This is a genomic window from Bacteroides sp. AM23-12 (genome assembly GCF_003434395.1).
GTDB classification, from domain to species: Bacteria; Bacteroidota; Bacteroidia; order Bacteroidales; family Bacteroidaceae; genus Bacteroides; species Bacteroides thetaiotaomicron.
In genome coordinates, this window is sequence record NZ_QTLF01000114.1 from 1 (window position 1) to 244 (window position 244).

The 244-nt window shown below is 49.6% G+C and carries 1 protein-coding gene; it reads right to left on the minus strand.

Annotation, left to right across the window (positions count from 1 at the left end; genetic code table 11):
• On the minus strand, positions 1–244 hold a 244-nt coding region (locus tag DW640_RS23410; RefSeq protein WP_370448866.1), incomplete at both ends, for a DUF1896 family protein.

The window sequence follows — 244 nt, forward strand, 5'->3', positions numbered from 1 at the left end:
CGGGATAGCCTTCAAGCCGTGCCCTCTCATACGTTTCGGCGGCACGGTCGGCCCGTTCCCGTATGAAAGCGGTGTCGTCAGCCTGTTCAAACTTGTTCGTGCGGAGATAGTCCAGCAGGTACAGACCGTAATAGGAAAAGTCGGTCTGACCCTCGTTTTTCTTCTTGTTGTTCATTACTTTGGATTTAGCGGATTGATAATTAACGGGATAATCGGTTGGAAAAAGGAAGAAAAAGGCACTCGG